General features: G+C 62.6%; 21 protein-coding genes. 9 read left to right on the top strand and 12 right to left on the bottom strand.

The window, feature by feature from the left end; all coding sequences use genetic code 11:
- Nucleotides 1-7: 7 nt before the first annotated feature.
- Both ACH6CX_RS12095 and ACH6CX_RS12090 read right to left on the bottom strand, forming a co-directional pair.
- The gene (locus ACH6CX_RS12095; protein ID WP_334078409.1) at nucleotides 8-601 is read right to left on the bottom strand and encodes a DNA-3-methyladenine glycosylase I; all 594 of its coding nucleotides are present in this window, start codon (nucleotides 599-601) and stop codon (nucleotides 8-10) included.
- Nucleotides 602-787: 186 nt separating this feature from the next.
- Complete coding sequence (locus tag ACH6CX_RS12090) at nucleotides 788-1819, bottom strand: SDR family oxidoreductase (protein WP_396675471.1); 1032 nt, start codon at nucleotides 1817-1819, stop codon at nucleotides 788-790.
- A 178-nt stretch (nucleotides 1820-1997) separates the two neighbouring features.
- Between ACH6CX_RS12090 and dtd the strand changes: the two genes are divergently transcribed.
- Complete coding sequence (gene dtd / locus ACH6CX_RS12085; protein WP_232940107.1) at nucleotides 1998-2435, top strand: D-aminoacyl-tRNA deacylase; 438 nt, start codon at nucleotides 1998-2000, stop codon at nucleotides 2433-2435.
- On the opposite strand, the gene ACH6CX_RS12080 is transcribed toward dtd, so the two are convergent.
- On the bottom strand, nucleotides 2318-3526 hold the full coding sequence (locus ACH6CX_RS12080) for an aminopeptidase (RefSeq protein WP_232940108.1): 1209 nt from the start codon (nucleotides 3524-3526) through the stop codon (nucleotides 2318-2320). The genes dtd and ACH6CX_RS12080 overlap by 118 nt on opposite strands.
- Before the next feature lie 55 nt (nucleotides 3527-3581).
- Between ACH6CX_RS12080 and ACH6CX_RS12075 the strand changes: the two genes are divergently transcribed.
- From ACH6CX_RS12075 to ACH6CX_RS12065, 3 genes are all read left to right on the top strand, one after another.
- Nucleotides 3582-3812 carry a hypothetical protein gene (locus tag ACH6CX_RS12075; RefSeq protein ID WP_232940109.1) on the top strand — a complete coding sequence of 77 codons (231 nt, stop codon included), beginning with the start codon at nucleotides 3582-3584 and terminating at the stop codon, nucleotides 3810-3812.
- A gap of 115 nt (nucleotides 3813-3927) precedes the next feature.
- On the top strand, nucleotides 3928-4056 hold the full coding sequence (locus tag ACH6CX_RS12070) for a DUF3149 domain-containing protein (protein WP_232940110.1): 129 nt from the start codon (nucleotides 3928-3930) through the stop codon (nucleotides 4054-4056).
- 98 nt (nucleotides 4057-4154) lie between these two features.
- Nucleotides 4155-4517, top strand: a complete 363-nt coding sequence (locus ACH6CX_RS12065; RefSeq protein WP_334078407.1) for an MliC family protein — start codon at nucleotides 4155-4157, stop codon at nucleotides 4515-4517.
- Nucleotides 4518-4530: 13 nt separating this feature from the next.
- Here the strand turns inward: ACH6CX_RS12065 and ACH6CX_RS12060 are convergent, their stop codons facing one another.
- From ACH6CX_RS12060 to ubiE, 9 genes are all read right to left on the bottom strand, one after another.
- Nucleotides 4531-5331 carry a triacylglycerol lipase gene (locus ACH6CX_RS12060; protein WP_232940112.1) on the bottom strand — a complete coding sequence of 267 codons (801 nt, stop codon included), beginning with the start codon at nucleotides 5329-5331 and terminating at the stop codon, nucleotides 4531-4533.
- Nucleotides 5324-6064 carry a twin-arginine translocase subunit TatC gene (gene tatC, locus ACH6CX_RS12055; protein WP_232940113.1) on the bottom strand — a complete coding sequence of 247 codons (741 nt, stop codon included), beginning with the start codon at nucleotides 6062-6064 and terminating at the stop codon, nucleotides 5324-5326. The genes ACH6CX_RS12060 and tatC overlap by 8 nt, the downstream gene beginning before the upstream one ends.
- Nucleotides 6061-6621 carry a Sec-independent protein translocase protein TatB gene (gene tatB, locus ACH6CX_RS12050; RefSeq protein ID WP_232940114.1) on the bottom strand — a complete coding sequence of 187 codons (561 nt, stop codon included), beginning with the start codon at nucleotides 6619-6621 and terminating at the stop codon, nucleotides 6061-6063. The genes tatC and tatB overlap by 4 nt, the downstream gene beginning before the upstream one ends.
- Nucleotides 6622-6636: 15 nt before the next feature.
- Nucleotides 6637-6906: a twin-arginine translocase TatA/TatE family subunit gene (gene tatA / locus ACH6CX_RS12045; RefSeq protein WP_334078406.1), complete on the bottom strand. Its 270-nt coding sequence runs from the start codon at nucleotides 6904-6906 to the stop codon at nucleotides 6637-6639.
- Nucleotides 6907-7031: 125 nt separating this feature from the next.
- On the bottom strand, nucleotides 7032-7370 hold the full coding sequence (locus tag ACH6CX_RS12040) for a phosphoribosyl-ATP diphosphatase (protein ID WP_232940117.1): 339 nt from the start codon (nucleotides 7368-7370) through the stop codon (nucleotides 7032-7034).
- Between the two features lie 6 nt (nucleotides 7371-7376).
- Nucleotides 7377-7766 (bottom strand): phosphoribosyl-AMP cyclohydrolase, encoded by a 390-nt coding sequence (gene hisI, locus ACH6CX_RS12035; protein WP_237062498.1) that lies wholly within the window; start codon nucleotides 7764-7766, stop codon nucleotides 7377-7379.
- Between the two features lie 59 nt (nucleotides 7767-7825).
- The gene (gene ubiB, locus ACH6CX_RS12030) at nucleotides 7826-9451 is read right to left on the bottom strand and encodes a ubiquinone biosynthesis regulatory protein kinase UbiB (protein WP_232940119.1); all 1626 of its coding nucleotides are present in this window, start codon (nucleotides 9449-9451) and stop codon (nucleotides 7826-7828) included.
- Nucleotides 9452-9453: 2 nt separating this feature from the next.
- A complete protein-coding gene (locus ACH6CX_RS12025) occupies nucleotides 9454-10083 on the bottom strand; it encodes an SCP2 sterol-binding domain-containing protein (protein ID WP_334078405.1) in 630 nt (209 codons plus the stop codon).
- 151 nt (nucleotides 10084-10234) lie between these two features.
- On the bottom strand, nucleotides 10235-10984 hold the full coding sequence (ubiE, locus tag ACH6CX_RS12020) for a bifunctional demethylmenaquinone methyltransferase/2-methoxy-6-polyprenyl-1,4-benzoquinol methylase UbiE (protein ID WP_232940121.1): 750 nt from the start codon (nucleotides 10982-10984) through the stop codon (nucleotides 10235-10237).
- A 107-nt stretch (nucleotides 10985-11091) separates the two neighbouring features.
- On the opposite strand from ubiE, the gene ACH6CX_RS12015 reads away from it, so the two are divergent.
- From ACH6CX_RS12015 to ACH6CX_RS11995, 5 genes are all read left to right on the top strand, one after another.
- On the top strand, nucleotides 11092-11901 hold the full coding sequence (locus ACH6CX_RS12015) for a CHAD domain-containing protein (protein WP_334078404.1): 810 nt from the start codon (nucleotides 11092-11094) through the stop codon (nucleotides 11899-11901).
- 169 nt (nucleotides 11902-12070) lie between these two features.
- Nucleotides 12071-12532: an NfeD family protein gene (locus ACH6CX_RS12010; RefSeq protein ID WP_334078403.1), complete on the top strand. Its 462-nt coding sequence runs from the start codon at nucleotides 12071-12073 to the stop codon at nucleotides 12530-12532.
- A gap of 80 nt (nucleotides 12533-12612) precedes the next feature.
- On the top strand, nucleotides 12613-13458 hold the full coding sequence (locus ACH6CX_RS12005; protein WP_232940124.1) for an SPFH domain-containing protein: 846 nt from the start codon (nucleotides 12613-12615) through the stop codon (nucleotides 13456-13458).
- 217 nt (nucleotides 13459-13675) lie between these two features.
- A complete protein-coding gene (locus tag ACH6CX_RS12000; RefSeq protein WP_396675470.1) occupies nucleotides 13676-14065 on the top strand; it encodes a hypothetical protein in 390 nt (129 codons plus the stop codon).
- Nucleotides 14066-14638: 573 nt separating this feature from the next.
- Nucleotides 14639-14972: transposase (locus ACH6CX_RS11995; RefSeq protein WP_396675469.1), on the top strand; the 334-nt coding region annotated here is incomplete at its 3' end.

Here is a 14972-nt window from a genome sequence, read left to right as displayed (position 1 = left end):
CCCTGGCCTACAGCAGGCCCTTACGCCGCGCCTCGTCGAGGCAGGGCTGGCGCGCGGGGCAGCCCAGCAGGTGATCATTAACCATACCCGTGGCCTGCATATGGGCGTACATGATGGTGGAACCAACAAAACTGAAGCCGGCCTTTTTCAGGGCCCTGCTCATGGCATCGGACTCCGGCGTGGTGGCTGGCACCTCGGCCAGGGTGCGAAAATCATTGACGATCACACGCCCATCGGTGAACTGCCAGAGGAATTCCGACAGGGTGGTACCGCACTCGTGCAGCTCCAGGTAAGCCCGGGCATTCTTCACCGCTGCCTCCACCTTGCGCCGGTTGCGGATAATGCCCGGGTCCTGCAGCAGTTGCTCGATTTTCCTGTCGGTATAGCGGGCAATCTTCCCCGCATCGAAACCGTCAAACGCCGCACGGTAATTCTCCCGCTTGTTCAGCACGGTGATCCAGGATAACCCCGCCTGCGCGCCCTCGAGGATCAGGAACTCGAACAGCAGCTGGTCATCGACGACCGGGCGCCCCCATTCCTCATCGTGGTACCTCTGGTACAGGGGTGTGGAAAGGCACCAGTCACAGCGTTGGTCTTGCATGGTTCTACTGTCTCAAAAAAGCGCGTTTGCCGGGACCGGGTTTTGTGAATCCAGGCCAACGCGGGTTCGCGGCCATGGCCCGCCGCTGCAATTACGCGTGATCTATGGATTTACTGCGCACCGGTGAAGAAGTAGTGCTGGATCAGCTGCAATACCAACAGCGTCATCACCAGGATAAAGACAATATTATTGCGATTCATAAATTACCCCTTGTTGGAGTTGCAGCAGCCCCTGCTCAACGAGCCAGTCGCGACTCTCGGCCAGCATCTGCCCCAGTTCGACATCAGTGGTGTAGCCCAGTTCGCGCCGCGCCCTGTCACTGCTGGCGACCACACGACGGGTCAGCATTGCCGCCTTTTCCGGTGTCACCGCCGGCTCGCGCCTGGTGATGCGCGAAACCCAGTCGTTGCAGCGGGCCAGCGCGCGGATTGCCAGGGCCGGTGTGGTGCGCCGCGGTTCCGGCTTGCCCACCAGCCGCGCAATCTGGCCAAAGAATTCCAGGAAGGTCGCATCGGTGCCGGCGAGGATATAGTTCTCACCACAGCGGCCGCGGTGCCAGGCGCTGATATGCGCTCGCGCCACCTCGCCCGCGTAGCAGAAGGAACCCGCACCCGGCGGCACCCCCGGCAACCGGTCCTGCGCGATCATGAAGAAAGTCTGTGCCCAGCTGCTGGTGTCGTACTTACCGACGATACCGCAGGGGTTCAGGAAGAGCGCATCCAGTCCACGACCGATTTCCTCACGCACCACCTGCTCGGCCCGCTTCTTGGTATACGGGTAGTGATGGCGCGGGTCATCCGCCAGCTGCGGGCTCGCCTCGGTGATTTTCTCGCGGTGGTAGCCATAGGCGGAAATGGAGCTGGTCACCACCATACGGCCCACTCCCTTCTCCCGCGCCACCCGGGCGATGTTGGCCGACCCCACCACATTGTCCCGCCATTGCTGTGCGTTGCCACCCCGCCACATATTGGTATTGGCGGCCACATGGAATAGCGCGTCGATCCCCGCCGGTACCGCCGCGCGCAGGGAGTCGATGTCCCCCAGGGCGGCCGGCACCAGTGTGACCCCGGCCCGCTCGACCAACCGGGTGTCAGAGCCTTCCCGATGCATCGCCGTCACCTGCCAGCCATCGGCCAGTAACTGTTCGACCAGGTTGGCACCGAGGAAGCCGGTACCCCCGGTGACAAAGGCATGCAGGCCTTGCTCTTTATTATTCACTTGCACTCCAGGATTGCCGGCAACTCGCCGCTGCCGTTCAGTAGCATTCGGGTGGCCAGTGCCACCACACTCCTATTTCAAGTTTGCACATACCCTGCTTGCGGTTTTGCCCGCGCAGGCAGTCGTTTAATCTATGGTATTTCCCCAACCCGATCCACAGCACCAGGAGAAGCGAGCAATGAAGGGCCTGATCCAACGGGTAAGCCATGCGAGAGTCGAAGTCGGCGGCGAGGTGGTGGGGGCTATCGATCGCGGCCTGCTGCTGTTGCTGGGCGTGGAGGGACGGGATGACCGGGCCAGTGCCGACAAGCTGTTGCACAAGGTGTTGCATTACCGCGTATTCGGCGATGACGAGGGCCGCATGAACCTGAACGTACAGCAGGCCGGCGGAGGGCTGCTGGTGGTAAGCCAGTTCACCCTGGTGGCCGAGACGGCAAAGGGGCTGCGGCCCAGCTTCAGCCGCGGTGCCAGTCCACAGCAGGCAGAGGAGCTGTACGACTACTTCGTCGGGCGGGCCCGCGACCAGTTGGCGCCGGTGTCCAGCGGTGTGTTCGCCGCCGACATGCAGGTCTCGCTGTTGAACGATGGCCCGGTGACGTTCCTGCTGGAGACCTGAGCGGCGGCGTCCAGCGCATCCAGCTCCCGCTCCCGCTCCTCCTTGTCCCGCTCGCCCAGTCGCTCGGTGGCCTCGTAGAATGCCTCCCAGCTGCCGGAGCGCCGGTACAGCTCCTCGAACGCCGGCACCCGCGACTGGTATTCCGCCGCCAGCGCCAGGGTGGCGTTGTTGGTCTTGTCGATATAGGCCTGGTAAAGCGCGGGATTGGGCCAGTCCGCTGACATTTCCCGGTAGCAGGCACGCAGCTGCGCCAGCACGGCCTCCTTGCGGGTGCGCATGGTGCCCTTGGCCAGGCCCGACTCGTACAGATCTTCCAGCTGTTTGCGGGCGGTGGTCATCAGCTGGCGTACTGCCTGCGCCTGGGCGGTGCGGTCCGGGGCCGGGCCGGTCAGGCCCTGGCGCCGGCGCCAGTCCGGCAGTGCCAGGCGGGAGACGGCAGTGGCAAAGCTCTCGTTGAACTTCGTATCGTTGGCGATATAGACCCGCCGGTGAGCCAGCTCGTGGAACAGCAGCCCCGCCAGGCGATCCTCGGGCCATTTGACGAAGCTCGACAGCACCGGGTCGTCGAACCAGCCCAGCGTGCTGTAGGCGGGCACCGGGCCCAGGTACACGTCATACCCCTCATTGCTCAGCTGCTTCCCCTTGGCGACGGCATCTTCCTTGTCGAAATAACCGCGGTAGCTGGCGCAGCCGGCAATGGGGTAACACCAGCGCTTGGGATCCAGGGAGAACTCCGGCGCCGCCAGTACGTTCCACAGCGGGTAGTCACTGTCGAGCTTGACGTAGTCCCCGTAGGCGCCCCCCACCGGCAGCCCCAGCTCGCCGCTGGCGTACCAGCGGATCGACTGCACCAGCCGCAGCCGCTGCTGCAGTGTGGCATCGGTATCACCGGCGTCGATCACCCGCTCGAGGGGCTCGCGTGCGGCGAGGATGCCCAGCTGCCCCACGGCCGCCTGGGTGTAATAGGACGCGGTCTCGCAACCGGCCAGCGGCAGGGAAAACACAAACAACGCCAGCAACGCCGGCACAACCCGGCGGCGAAACGGTAGCCCCGGAATACGGGGCCGTTGGCGCGGCAGCCTGATGTACACTCACTAATACCCGATTTAGTTCTGGTTTCCGTCGTTCCTGACCGAGGACAGAGGCATGGAGCCCGTCGCCGCGGTACTGACAGTTTTCGGCATCGTATTCGCCGCCCTGGCCTGGCTGCGCCTGCTGGCAGTGAGCTTCCGCGCGCACCCGGCAATGGGCTTTATCGCGGTATTACTGCCGCCGCTGGCGTTGCTGTGCCTGGTCCCCCGCTGGCGCCAGGAGCGCGAGCTGTTCCTGCTGGCACTGGCGGCGCTGGTCTTCTCCAGCATAGCCACTGTTTTCTGATCACTTCCGGCTGCAGGCCCCGCCAAACCGGCCCCGCCCTTGATCCAGGTCAATAGAACTCCTCCGCCGCCGCATAAACTGGCCACCAGTCAGATGTGATAGCGAGGAACCAGAAATGGACGCACTGATCGACCTGTTCACCAGCTTTTCCGGCCTGCTGAGCCTGGGCATTATCGGCTTTATCCTGCTTATGGGCGCCTTTATCACCCGCATGGCACTGCGCAATATGAACGAGGGCAAGTGAGCCGGGAGACACCGCGGGGGCGGTAATTGCGTCGCCGGTGGAATTTTTCCGGATTCACAGGCTCAAAGTCAGCGTTGTTGAATTCGGAAGTGTCTCTTATGAACCGCGCAATCGCCGCCATGTCAGCCTGTCTCACCCTGCTTGTGGGCGCCTGTGACCGCGGATCCCATATCATGAGGGGCGAGGTCGACTCGCTCACGTACCTCTGTGACCAGGGCGCGGAGCTCGCGGTGCGCTACCTGACCCCTTCACAGGGCCCGGCCACAGCAACCCTCACTTACGACAACAAGCTGATTACCATGCACCAGGAGCCCGCGGCCTCCGGAGTGCTGTTCGTGGCCGACAAGGGCTATCCGGACTACCGCTGGCACACCAAGGGACAGGAGGGCATGCTGGTGCTCTACTCCTCCAACGACAAGGACGGCAATGTCCTGCTGGGTGGCTGCACCACCCCCGACTGAACGCCGCGCACCGTCAGTGGCCACAGGCGTACTCACGCGCCGACTCACCGACAAAATAACCCCGCCACAGGAATCTCAGTGACTGTTCTATCACCTCGGCATCACGCATGATCGCGCCGTGGGTCAGCGGCACCACGTAAAACGCGCACATCCCCTCCACCTTCGCACTCTCCACACGGATACGGCCATCATCCGGGCCCTCGAGGATCGCCGAGGCGAACGGGTTGAGGCTGCGATCGCCGGTGATCACCCCCAACTCGAAGCGTACCGGGCCCATCTGCAGCGGCAGGCTGTTGTCGCCGGTGCCCATCTGCCGGCCCGCGGGACCGTTCACATCCTTGATCCAGGGAATATGGTCCAGCCAGTCACCCACGCGGCTGCCCTGGTTGGGTGGCGCCAGCATCACCACACGGTCGATACCGGAGACGGGCCGGTCCTGGAAGTAATAGCGGACCAGCAGTCCGCCCATGGAGTGGGTGACGAAGTTCACCGGCGCCGCCCCCGCCTGCCGGCACTGCGCCAGCCCCTCATCCACGGCGGTGGCGGCCAGTTCCTGGATCGGCTTCTGTCGCGACGGGTAGCCGATATTGACCACGTGAAAACCGGCCTCACCGAGGCGCTGCGCCAGCGGCACCATACTGCTGGCGTCCTTGGTCAGGCCGTGCAGCAGGATCACGCATTCCTGCCCCGCCAGTGCCGGGCGCCAGGACAGCACGAGGGCCAGCGCAAGCAGGAGAACAATAAGTGGGGAGCGGGGGGCAGCGCGGGCTGCCCCGGCGGGAACACGGGTGTTGGCGTGGCCCGCCTCAGGCATGCTCTTCCCGGTCACGGGCCTTGATCCAGCGGCCGAAGAAGATGCCTACCTCGAACAGCAGCCACATGGGCACCGCCAGCAGTGACTGGGAGATGACATCCGGCGGGGTCAACAGCATCCCGACCAGGAAGCAGCCGACAATCACATAGGGCCGCTTACTGGCCAGGGTTTTGGCGTCCACCGCGCCGCTCCAGATCAGCAGCAGGGTGGCGATGGGAATCTCGAATGCGAAGCCGAAGGCGAAAAACAGTTTCAGCACCAGGTCCAGGTATGCGCGTATATCCGGCATTACCTTGATGTCGGCGTGCGCGGAGCTGACAAAGAAATCGAACAGGATCGGGAACACCACGTAATAGGCGAAAGCCATGCCGGCGTAGAACAGCACGATACTGCTCACCAGCAGCGGCACGGCCAGGCGCTTCTCGTTTTTGTACAGGCCCGGCGCGATGAAGGCCCAGGCCTGGTACAGCACAAACGGCACCGAGATAAAAAACGCCAGCACAAACGTGGTCTTGAAAGGTGTCAGGAAGGTGGACGTGACCTCGGTGGCAATCATGCCAGCACCGCCCTCGGTGAGGCGCGCCTGCAGCGGCTCGGCCACGTAATCGTAGATCTCCGCGGCGAAGGGCACCATACAGGCGAATAACACCACCACCACCATGAAGACTTTCAGCAGGCGGTCGCGCAGCTCGATCAGGTGGTCGATAAAAGGCTGGTTCTGTTGCTCGCTCATGAATGGTTATCTTTACCCTTGCCCTTGGCGGCTTCCGCTTCTGCAGCGGCTTCCTCCGCCGCTTCCTGCTCCAGCCTGGCCAGGTTGTCCGGGTGGTCCTCGACCAGGTCCGGATCGCCATAATCGTGCCAGTGCTCGGGGTACTCCGGGTCCTGCAGGTCCTCGGCGTCCTCGTCCTGCTCGGGCAGGTAGTCTTCCGCGTCCGCGCTGGGATGGGCCGGATCGTGCGCTGCCGGCTCCCCGTGCCGGGTGCCTTCCGCCGCGGGTTCTGCCGCAATATCGCCGGCAATGGATTCGGCCGGCTCGGCGATGGCCTGCTCTACCTCGCGACGGCTCTCCTCCAGCTCGCGCATGATGCGCTCGTTGTGCAGCTCGCGGCGGATTTCATCGGCGCCCACCTCGCGCTCCAGCTCGTCCTTGGCGCTCTGCAGCGTGCGCTTGAAGCCCGACCACCAGCGCGCGGTGGTGCGCACCGCATCCGGCAGGCGCTCGGGTCCCACTACCAGCAAGCCCACAACGCCCACCAGCAGGAGTTCAAAGAAGCCGATATCAAACACGCGCCGGCGCTCCCGTTACTTGTGCTGGGATTGGTTGTCTTTGTCCTTGACGGATTCACCGGTGGTGGAGGGCTTCTTCTCGTCCTCACCCAGGCGACCGGGCTCCCCGGTCTCGTCCTCGAACTCCTCGTCCTTCTTGTCCTCGTCCTTGATCGCCTTCTTGAAGCCCTTGATGGCCCCGCCCAGGTCACCGCCGAGGTTTTTCAGGCGCTTGGTGCCGAACAGCAGCAACACGATTACCAGAACAATCAGCAACTGCCAGATACTAATACCGCCAAAACCCATAACTTTCTCCTGATAATCACTTTGCAACCGGGCCAGGTGTTCCGGTGCGGGTTTTTGTGGTGGGCGGCGCCATCGCCGCCCCTTTGCTTATTCTATTCCCTGCGCATCCAGATGGGTTGTCCCGGTTATGGCTGCGCGCCCCGTGCGGCCTTCTCCTCCAGCCCCGAGAGGCCGAACCGCCGCGCGAGCTCGCGCAGCACATCCCGGGAATCCGCGCCCAGGTGCGACAGCATCACCAGGGAATGGAACCACAGGTCGGCAGTCTCGGCGATCATTGCCTCGCGATCGCCGCCATGCTCCGCATCCTTGGCGGCCAGGATCACCTCGGTGGCTTCCTCACCCACCTTTTCCAGGATCTTGTTCAGGCCCTTCGCGTGCAGGCTGGCCACGTAGGAACTGCCGGCATCGGCGTCCTGTTTGCGGCTTTCCAGTACGGCGTCCAGTTCTTGCAGCAGGTCACTCATGGTCGCTCACTTGTAAATACTTTCCGGTTGCTTGATCACCGGTTCACGCGTTTGCCACTCGCCATTATCGAGCACGCGGTAAAAACAGCTGGTGCGGCCGGTGTGACAGGCGATGCCACCCTGCTGCTCCACCACCAGCAACACCGTGTCGCCATCGCAGTCGAGCCGGATTTCGCGCACGGCCTGCACATGGCCGGAGGACTCGCCCTTGCGCCACAGTTTACCGCGCGAGCGTGACCAGTAGACGGCACGCCCCTCGTCGATGGTGAGCTGCAGGGATTCACGATTCATCCACGCCATCATCAGTACGCGGCCACTCTTGAAATCCTGGGCAATGGCCGGCACCAGGCCGTCGCCGTTCCAGCTGACCTGGTCGAGTATCCCGCTGTCGCCGATTTCGCTCAAGGTACCTTCCTGTCTTTACCGTTCTATTGTAGGTCTGCGCACTGGTCCCCTCAGGGCCACAAAAGTAGCACTGCGGCACCCAGGGCCAGCGCCCAGCCCGCCGGCGGCAACTGGGCCGCCAGTTGCGGCGCCGCCAGGGCGGCGGCACCGGCCGCCAGCACCACGCCGGCCACCCGGCGCAGGTAGCTGCGGCGCCCGCGGCGGCGGGTCTGCGCCAGTTCATCGCCGATCGACTCGAGCCGTGGCGCCACCTCGCGGGACTGCTCCAGCGCGGAGTAGAACAGCTGCGGCAGCTGCGGGAATTTCTCCAGCCACTCGGGCCCGTAGCGCTGCACCTCGCGCCAGATGGTGCGCGGGTGGACCCGGTCGCGCATCCAGCCCTCGAGGAATGGATGGGCAGTCTTCCACAGATCCAGTTCCGGATAAAGCTGCCGGCCCAGGCCCTCGATATTGAGCAGGGTCTTCTGCAGCAGCACCAGTTGCGGCTGCACTGTCATGTCAAAACGACGCGCGGTCTGGAACAGGCTGATCAGCACCCGGGCGAAGGAAATCTCCCCCAGGGGTTTTTCGAAAATCGGCTCGCACACGGCGCGGATCGCCGCCTCGAAGGTATTGATGGGGGTATCGGCGCGCACCCAGCCGCTCTGCACATGCAGCTCCGCCACCATGCGATAGTCGCGCCTGAACATGGCCAGCAGGTTGCGGGCCAGGTAGTACTGGTCCTCGCGGCTGAGGCTGCCCACGATCGCGGTGTCGATGGCGATGTACTGGGGCTTTTCCGGCTTCTGCCGCGAGACGAAGATATTGCCCGGGTGCATGTCGGCGTGGAAGAAGTTGTGCTCGAACACCTGCTTGAAGAAGATCTCCACGCCGCGCTCGGCCAGCAGCGGCATATTGGTGCCCTGGGCGCGCAGCTGCTGCAGGTCGGTCACCGGGATACCGTCGATGCGCTCCAGTACCAGCACCTTCTCGCGGGTATAGTCCCAGTGAACCTCGGGTACGTAGAGCAGCGGCGAGTGGGCGAAGTTACGCTTGAGCTGGGTGGCATTGGCGCCCTCGCGCACCAGGTCCAGCTCGCCCTCGATGGTGTGGCGGTAGTCGTCCACCACCTCCACCGGGCGCAGGCGGCGCCCCTCCGGGCCGAGCCTGCGCACCCAGCCGGCGATTACGCGCAGCAGGCGCAGGTCCTGCTCGATCACGTTCTCGATCCCGGGGCGCAACACTTTCACTACCACCGCGGCGCCGGGCTTGCCGTCGCGATCGAACAGGCGCGCGCCGTGCACCTGGGCCACCGAGGCGGAGGCCAGCGGCTGCCGCTCGAACTCGGCGAACAGGTCGTCGACCTTCGCCTCCAGCTGCTCCTCGATCAGGGCGACGCACTGGTCCACCGGGTAGGGCGCGACGTTGTCCTGCAGGTGGTCGAGCTCCTCCACCATATCCGGCGGCAACAGGTCGGGCCGCGTGGATAGCAGCTGGCCGAACTTGACGAAAATCGGCCCCAGCTGCTCCAGCGCCCGGCGCAGGCGCTCGCCGCGGGCGGCCTTCGGTGCCGGCAGCAGCGCCAGTGGCGACCACAGCACCCGCAGCCACAGGGGCCGGCGCTCGGCCGGCAGCAGGGTATCCAGGCGGTAGCGGACGAAAACCCGCGCGATGGTAAAACTGCGCTTCAACGGCACGGTCAGTCGTCCCCCCGCGCAGCCAGTTTTTCCTTCAGCAGCGCCACCCGTGCCTCCAGCCGGTCGGTTGCCAGCGCCAGCTCGGCCACATCCTCGACGAACGCCTCGAACTGCGCCCGCGGCGGGGTCAGGCGCCATTCCTCGCTCACCGCCTCGGCGGCAGCCTGGGGAGCCTGCTCGATGCTGTCGCGCAGCCACTGGCCGGCAGTGCGCAGGGCCTCGCCGATGGTGTGGGCCGGGACGTCCCCCAGCAGCCGCGCCAGCGGCGCCTCCCAGTCGATATCCAGGTCCTGCAGGATGGATTGCAGTTCCGCCAGCAGCGCACTGGAGCCGGTCACCGTCACGCCCAGGCCCGCCGGGGTGGCGTCTTCGTCGCGCAGCAGGCGCAACATGGCGATGGCGGAGCCGCGCAGGCGGGTGGAGATTTCGCCGTCCCAGTAGTGGCGCACGCTGACCTGGTCGCCCTCGATACACAGCACCAGCGGCAGCGGCGGCACGGTGATATCCAGGGCCAGGGCGCGACCGTCGAGCTGCGCCAGGCGCGCGCGGGTGCCCGGGTCGTAGCGCAGGGCGGCGTTGATGGCAGTTTCCAGCGCGGCATCAAAGCCAGCGCGCAATGTGGGGTCAGTCATAGTCCGTATCGGGCAGCGAAAACCCATGCGAGGGTGCGATGCCCGCAGCTGTTGTCCTTACTGTCGCCGGGAGGGGCCGCTGGCGCCGCGAGTGCGCGCAGCGGCCGGGGTCCTCGCCGGCAAGCCTACAGGGATGTATCCACGGAATGCCTCAGGGCTTGATGCCCTTGTGCAGGGCGACGATACCCCCGGTCATGTTGTGGTACTCGCAGTCGACGAAGCCGGCGTCGGCCATCATCTGCTTGAGGGTTTCCTGGTCCGGGTGCATGCGGATGCTCTCCGCCAGGTAGCGGTAGCTGTCGGCGTCGTTGGCCACCAGCTTGCCCATGAACGGTAGCAGGCGGAAGGAGTACTGGTCGTAGACCTTCTCCAGCAGCTTCGACTCCGGCTTGGAGAACTCCAGCACCAGCAGGCGCCCACCGGGCTTCAGCACGCGCAGCATGGAGCGCAGCGCCAGGTCCTTGTCGGTGACGTTACGCAGGCCGAAGGCGATGGTGATGCAGTCGAAGGTGTTGTCGGGGAACGGCAGGTACTGGGCGTCGGCCTGCACCGCCTCCACATTGCCGGCGATACCCCGGTCCAGCAGGCGGTCGCGGCCCACGCGGAGCATGGACTCGTTGATATCCGCCAGCACCACGGTGCCCTCGGGACCGACGATACGGGAAAAACGCGCCGTCAGGTCGCCGGTGCCGCCGGCGATATCCAGGATCGTCTGGCCCGCGCGGGCGGCGGACATCTCGATGGTGAGGCGCTTCCACAGCCGGTGCACGCCGCCGGACATCAGGTCGTTCATGACGTCGTAGCGCGCCGCCACCGAGTGGAACACGTCGGCCACACGGCCGGCCTTCTCGTCCACCGGGACTTCCTGGTAACCGAAGTGGGTGGTCTTGCGATCCTTCATCTTCTGCCTGCTAAGCCAAACTATGGCGGCATTGTACATTGGCGCGGCCGCGACGGCACCGCCGCTGGCTAAACTTGTGCACGGGGAATCGGCGACGGGACACAGCCATGGGCTACAAGCTGGACCAAAAAAAGCCGTTGCCGGAGGCGCTGCGCAAGGTGGCCCATGCCGAGGTGGCCGCCGCGCAGGCGGCCCTGCAGGAACTCCCGGCCGAGGAGGCCGTGCACGAGGTGCGCAAGCACTGCAAGAAACTGCGCGCGCTGCTGCGGTTAGTGCGCAGGGATACCGACAACCTCTACCGCTACGAGAACGCCCACTACCGCACCCTGGCCAATGCGCTGTCGGGCAGCCGCGATGCCATATCCATGCGCGACATATTCCTGAAAATTGCGCCCGCCGGGGAATTCGACGAGGTGCGCGATTTCCTCGACCGGCGCGCCGACCAGCATGCCGACCCGGACGCCATCGCCGAAGCCGGCGAAATGCTGCAACAGGGCGGCGCGCGGATTGATGACTGGCCTGTGGACAAACTGGCCTGGAAGCACGCCAGGCGCGGCTACCGCGATTACTACCAGCGCGCCCGCAAGGCCATGGACCAGGCCTTCGCCGAGGAGAGCGCCGCAACCTTCCACGATTTCCGCAAGCGGGTGAAGGACCACTGGTACCACACCCGCCTGCTGGAAAAGAAATACAAACAGCTGGCCCCGCGGCGCAAGCCACTTACGGCTCTTTCCCGGGCGCTGGGGGACTGGCGCGACCTGCACCTGCTGTGCAGCCTGCTGGCGCCACGCAGCGGCGAGTTCTCCGGCGAGCTGATCCCGCTGCTTGACCTGGCCAATCACCGCATGGGGGTATTGCGCCGGGAGATAGACGCGCTCGCCGGCGAGTTGTTCACGGGGAAGAAGCCGACCCTGTAATCCTGGCCTGCCCCTCACCAGGCCCTGATCCGCCCCCATCAACTGGCCCCGGCGCCCTGTCGGGCATCCGGACCTGCCGTTCCTGTCGCCCCGGCGAAACTCCATCCCAAGAGAGGCACTTTTTGGCATACTCTGTGGCACAAATCACGCCAAAGAGAAGAACAACGTCATGCTGGAGTGGCTGAACACGCATATCGCTTATTGGCACTGGCTGGTACTGGGCCTGCTGCTGGTGACCGCGGAGATCTTTGTCTCCGGGTTTGTCCTGTTCTGGTTCGGACTGGCCGCCCTGCTGATGGGGGTACTCACCCTGGCAGTGGATATGCCCTTTACCCTGCAACTGATCCTGTGGGCATTCGCCTCGATCGCGCTGGTGGTGATCTGGGTCAAGAGCATCAAGCCCCGCTGGAAAGACCGCACCACCGCCGGCATGGCCTATGAGGCCCTGGTGGGGCAGGTGGGCCTGGTGCTGGAACCCAACACTGGCACGGGACGCGGCCGGCTGAAATTCCCCGCGCCGATCCTGGGGGAGGACGAATGGATCTTTATCTGTACCGAGGAAGTTGCCATTGGCGACCGCGTGCGGGTGACCGATATTTCCGGTAATGCGCTGATGGTCACCCGCCACTGAGCGCGCTGCCCTGTCGAGAACAACCAATACCAACAACAAACATCGATTAATTTTTTATACCCCGGGGAGGGAAACAGGAAGTGGAAGGTTTATATGTAGTACTGGCGCTGGTGGCACTGGTGGTCATCACCATCGCCAAGGGCGTGCGAATCGTGCCGCAGGGTTCCAAGCACATCGTGCAGCGGCTGGGTAAATACCACCGCACGCTCACACCCGGTATGAACGTGGTCATCCCCTATGTCGACCAGGTGCCCTACAAGGTCACCACCAAGGACATCGTGCTGGATATTCCCTCGCAGGAAGTAATCACCCAGGACAACGCCACCATCATTGCCAACGCCGTGGCCTATATCAATATCGTCTCGCCGGAGAAGGCGGTGTACGGGGTGGAGGACTACGAGATTGCCATCCAGAACCTGGTGCAGACCGCACTGCGCTCCATTATCGGTGAGATGTCCCTGGACTCGGCGCTTTCCTCCCGCGACCTGATCAAGGCCAAGCTCAAGGAAGGCATCTCTGACGATATCGCCGACTGGGGCATTAACCTCAAGACCGTCGAGATCCAGGACATCAACCCGTCCCAGACCATGCAGACCGCCATGGAAGAGCAGGCCGCCGCCGAACGCCAGCGCCGCGCCACCGTCACCCGCGCCGAAGGCGAGAAGCAGGCCGCCATTCTGGAAGCCGACGGCCGCCTGGAAGCCTCCAAGCGCGACGCCAAGGCCCAGGTTGTCCTGGCCGACGCCAGCCGCGAGGCCATCGAGCGCGTCTCCTCCGCCATCGGCGAACAGGAAATGCCGGTGATGTACCTGCTGGGTGAACGGTATATCAGCGCGCTATCGGAGCTTTCCCAGTCCGACAATGCGAAGAATGTGATTTTGCCGGCGGATTTGCCGCAGGCGGTTAAAGGGTTGTTGAACCGATAACAGTGGAGGCGCCCGGCGCCAATAATGCGCCGGGCGAGCAATGTCCCGCAGCCAAGATCAAGTGATGCCGCCTGTATAACTGACGATATATAGACGCGTCTTGATATTTCTGGTCGAATAACTTTGATCTTTATATAAGCTATTGATTTAAAAGGGTTCTATTCGATTCAATCGACCAGACGCTGTTGCCGGATGCAGAGATATAGAGACGCGTCCTTTGAATAAACTGTTATGTGAGGTGGTGGTGAAATATAAACCGAGTAAGTCAGAGGTTGTTGCGAAAGCATTTATTTACTGCGTACTCGCCACAGGCTTCACCTTTGGTTTAATGATTCCTTTTGTATCTTGGGGTGGTGCTGCGGGTGCTAGCTCAGCCCATATACGTGGAAATTTGATGTTTTCGTTGTTGGATTCTCCATATTTCTACGTAGTTTTAGTTGTATTTTGGATTATCGCAATATATTCCGCTATAAAAGGCGTGCCTAAATGGGTAGCATTTTCTATGAAGGTCATGGTTGCGCTTGCAATTCTTCCGATCACATTGCGTATGCTCATCCAGGATCGGACTTGGCTTTTCTCGGAGTCCGGTGACAATGATCGCACATAACAATCAGCGGCAGAGCGATAGCCAACGCTACGCCTGCGCTGGGCGTTAAGCATACGAAAATAAAATGTTGGAAATAATTAAAATAACTGCAATAGGCCATGGCGCGACCATCGCTCTCTGTTTGGTGTCTATTGGCTTGCTAATGAGAAAGGGAACCGTCTCATCTCAATTGTTCGCAGCGGGCCTAGCAATAATGACTTTTTCAATGGTTTTCGGAATCCCCATTACAAACTTCGTATGGGAAAAATGGCAGCCTGTAGAATCGTACGTCAATCATGCATTAACCGGTTTAGCTGTTGATACGCTCTTTGCAGTAGGTTTGGCCTTGTGTGTCTACTCATTTTATCGAGTCGACAGACATGCTTAACAAGCGCAAGCAGCATGCTACGGCCCTTCGGGCCTCCGCGGGACGCCCAACGCTATGCACATTTTGTGCGGTTCGCTTCGCTCCCAGTTTCGCACAAAACGTGCATAGCATTGGTCGCCCCTGTTGCGGGCGTTCTGGCTGTAGAAAAACTCTTAAAATATAGTGTTTTTTGATAGAATTGGCAGGTCGAAAAGGGGAATCCCGCCATGCCAAACTTCAAGCGGTACAATTACAACCAGGACGCGATGGTTGTGATCAATTTCGAAGAGCAATTGCAGCCGAATACCTTCGAATTTACCCTCCACCACCTGATCGATGACCATATCGACCTGTCTGCCTTCTACGAAAAGTACCAGAATGACGCCGGTGGTCGATCGGCTTACGATCCCGCCATTCTGTTAAAGATCATCCTGTTCGCATACTCCAAGGGCATCACCTCCAGCCGCGAGATCCAGTGGCAATGTGAGCACAATATCATCTTCAAGGCGCTTTCCTGCGATTCAGTGCCGCACTTCACCAGTATCGCCAGCTTTGTCAGCA

The sequence above is a fragment of the Microbulbifer sp. JSM ZJ756 genome, from assembly GCF_044383805.1.
In the GTDB taxonomy this organism is placed as follows: domain Bacteria; phylum Pseudomonadota; class Gammaproteobacteria; order Pseudomonadales; family Cellvibrionaceae; genus Microbulbifer; species Microbulbifer zhoushanensis.
The sequence above is the reverse complement of the archived record's forward strand: the minus strand, read 5'-3'. Positions and strand labels throughout refer to the sequence as shown.

Bases quoted from the DNA above. Each gene is read 5' to 3' on its own strand.
- ACH6CX_RS12095 (WP_334078409.1), bottom strand. From the start codon at position 601: ATGCAAGACCAACGCTGTGACTGGTGCCTTTCCACACCCCTGTACCAG.
- dtd (WP_232940107.1), top strand. From the start codon at position 1,998: ATGAAGGGCCTGATCCAACGGGTAAGCCATGCGAGAGTCGAAGTCGGC.
- ACH6CX_RS12075 (WP_232940109.1), top strand. From the start codon at position 3,582: ATGGAGCCCGTCGCCGCGGTACTGACAGTTTTCGGCATCGTATTCGCC.
- ACH6CX_RS12070 (WP_232940110.1), top strand. From the start codon at position 3,928: ATGGACGCACTGATCGACCTGTTCACCAGCTTTTCCGGCCTGCTGAGC.
- ACH6CX_RS12065 (WP_334078407.1), top strand. From the start codon at position 4,155: ATGAACCGCGCAATCGCCGCCATGTCAGCCTGTCTCACCCTGCTTGTG.
- ACH6CX_RS12060 (WP_232940112.1), bottom strand. From the start codon at position 5,331: ATGCCTGAGGCGGGCCACGCCAACACCCGTGTTCCCGCCGGGGCAGCC.
- tatC (WP_232940113.1), bottom strand. From the start codon at position 6,064: ATGAGCGAGCAACAGAACCAGCCTTTTATCGACCACCTGATCGAGCTG.
- tatA (WP_334078406.1), bottom strand. From the start codon at position 6,906: ATGGGTTTTGGCGGTATTAGTATCTGGCAGTTGCTGATTGTTCTGGTA.
- ACH6CX_RS12040 (WP_232940117.1), bottom strand. From the start codon at position 7,370: ATGAGTGACCTGCTGCAAGAACTGGACGCCGTACTGGAAAGCCGCAAA.
- ACH6CX_RS12025 (WP_334078405.1), bottom strand. From the start codon at position 10,083: ATGACTGACCCCACATTGCGCGCTGGCTTTGATGCCGCGCTGGAAACT.
- ubiE (WP_232940121.1), bottom strand. From the start codon at position 10,984: ATGAAGGATCGCAAGACCACCCACTTCGGTTACCAGGAAGTCCCGGTG.
- ACH6CX_RS12015 (WP_334078404.1), top strand. From the start codon at position 11,092: ATGGGCTACAAGCTGGACCAAAAAAAGCCGTTGCCGGAGGCGCTGCGC.
- ACH6CX_RS12010 (WP_334078403.1), top strand. From the start codon at position 12,071: ATGCTGGAGTGGCTGAACACGCATATCGCTTATTGGCACTGGCTGGTA.